This window comes from Brevibacterium samyangense, assembly GCF_039529845.1.
GTDB classification, from domain to species: Bacteria; Actinomycetota; Actinomycetes; order Actinomycetales; family Brevibacteriaceae; genus Brevibacterium; species Brevibacterium samyangense.
Map to the genome: position 1 here is coordinate 1 of NZ_BAAANO010000002.1, position 2,055 is coordinate 2,055.

Annotated in this window: 2 protein-coding genes; both read right to left on the reverse strand. The window is 66.1% G+C overall.

Annotation, left to right across the window (positions count from 1 at the left end; translation table 11 throughout):
- Nucleotides 1-299: 299 nt before the first annotated feature.
- Nucleotides 300-872: a TetR/AcrR family transcriptional regulator gene (locus ABD172_RS00290; RefSeq protein WP_344305890.1), complete on the reverse strand. Its 573-nt coding sequence runs from the start codon at nt 870-872 to the stop codon at nt 300-302.
- Nucleotides 872-2,055: AMP-binding protein (locus tag ABD172_RS00295; protein WP_344305891.1), on the reverse strand; the 1,184-nt coding region annotated here is incomplete at its 5' end. The genes ABD172_RS00295 and ABD172_RS00290, both read right to left, overlap by 1 nt.

Sequence of the window (2,055 nt, forward strand, 5' to 3'; positions counted from 1 at the left end):
CTCACTGTTCATGTTTTCGCAAATCCGTTTCCGGTGTTCCGCGTCACATGGTTTTTCTCGGTTTTTCACCCGGCGAAGAGTGAAACCATCCGAGATTCTTCAGTGAGTGTTGCCGACTGCCGTTCCAGTGGAAGCGGGGCACATCCTGCAAAACCTGCCTACCAGGATTCCTCCTGGTCAGCCACGTTTCCGGGGCCCGCTCGCTTCGGTGTTTCCGCCGAGGCAACGGGTAATAACTTATACGTCCACGGACCCCGGGCGCAAATCGACCGAGGATGTCCTGCACCACATTTCCGGCCCTACCCCCGGAGCACTCCCCAGGCCGCGTTCTTCAACGTCGCCCGCAGCTCCTCCTTCGCCGGTCCGCTCCGGTGCAGGCGGGCGGACTGCACTCCACCGATCGCCGCGTGCACGAGGGTGAGCGCATGCGCCTCGTCGAGCTCCGGCCGCAGCCCCTGGAGGATCCGTGTCCACCCGGAGATGTACGCCCGCTGCTTCTCGCGCAGGCGCACCCGGTCGTCTGCCGGCACGTTCTTGTTCTCCACGTAGTAGATCTGCGCGATCTCCCGGGTATCGACCGCGAAGGACACCTGCCCGTCGATGAGCCGGTCGATCGCCGCCTCGCACTCGGCGGGCTCCTCGGGCTCCGACTCCGGAAGATCGGCAACGAGACGGTCGATCGCGGTCTCGAAGAGGGCGGTGAGGATCGCCGGCTTCCCGGAGAAGTGCCGGTACACCCCGGACCCAACGATCCCCGCCGCCCCGCCGATCTCCGCGAGGGAGACCGCGTTGAAACCCTTCTTGGCGAACAAAGTCACCGCGACGTCGAGGATCTTCTGCCCGCGCTCCGGGTCCCGCATGCGTGTGTTCATCACTGCTCAGCGTAGTGATCCCGGTATTTCTCCCGGATGACGTTCTTCTGCACCTTGCCGGTCGAGGTCCGCGGCATCTCGTCGAGGATGATGACGTCCTTCGGGGTCTTGAACCCGTCGATGAGCTCCTTCACCTTCGCGATGAGCGCCTCCGTGTCGAGCGTCGCCCCCTCCTTCGCGGTGACGACGGCGGTGATCGCCTCGGACCACCGATCGTGCGGCAGACCGACGACGACCACCTCGGCGACGTTCGGATCCGCCGCGTAGATCGCCTTCTCGACCTCGATCGACGCGACGTTCTCCCCACCGGTCTTGATGACGTCCTTCGTGCGGTCCTGGAACCACAGCATCCCGTCCTCACCCCGTCGGCCCACGTCACCCGAATGGAACCACCCGTGTTCGAAGGCCGCCGCGGTCGCCTCGGGGTTCTTGAGGTATTCGGTGAGCGCATGCGGCCCGCGATAGACGATCTCCCCGACCTCGCCGGCCGGCAGCAGGTTCCCCTCCGCGTCCATGATCCCGAGCTGCACGTTCGGCACGGTCGTGCCCGTCGCCCCGTTGTGCGACACCTGGTGCTCGGGCCGCAGGAACGTCGTCGTCGGACTCATCTCCGTCTGCCCGAACACGAGGTAGAAGTCGCACCCGAACACCTCGAGGCACTGGAGCAACTGCTTCTCCGGCATCGGCGCCATCGCGTAGAACGCCGTCCGCAGGCTCGACAGATCGGTACTCCCGATCCGCGGGTGATCGAGCAGCTCCCGATACATCATCGGCAGTGCGAAGATCTGGGTCGCCCGTTGCTCCTCGATCGTCGTGAGCAGCATGTCCGCGTCGAACCCACGGTGCACGATCGTCGTCGCACCCACCATGACCGCCGCCGTCGAGAACACGTTGAGCTGCGCGGTGTGGAACATCGGCATGAGCGCGACGGTGCGGTCCGTGTGGTCGAGCTTGCACTCGAGCGCGCTCGACATCGACTCGAGGTAGATCGCCGAGTGGTTTCCCACCACCCCCTTGGGCGCCGAGGTCGTCCCCGAGGTGTACAGGTAGGTGAGCGCGTCCCGGTCGTCGACGATGACCTCGGGTTCGGGCACCCGCCCCGCACCCGAGGCGCCCTGCCCTTCCGCTCCCGCGGCACCTCCGGAGGTGCCGCCACCTCCCGAGGCGCCCCGCGCCTCGGCGG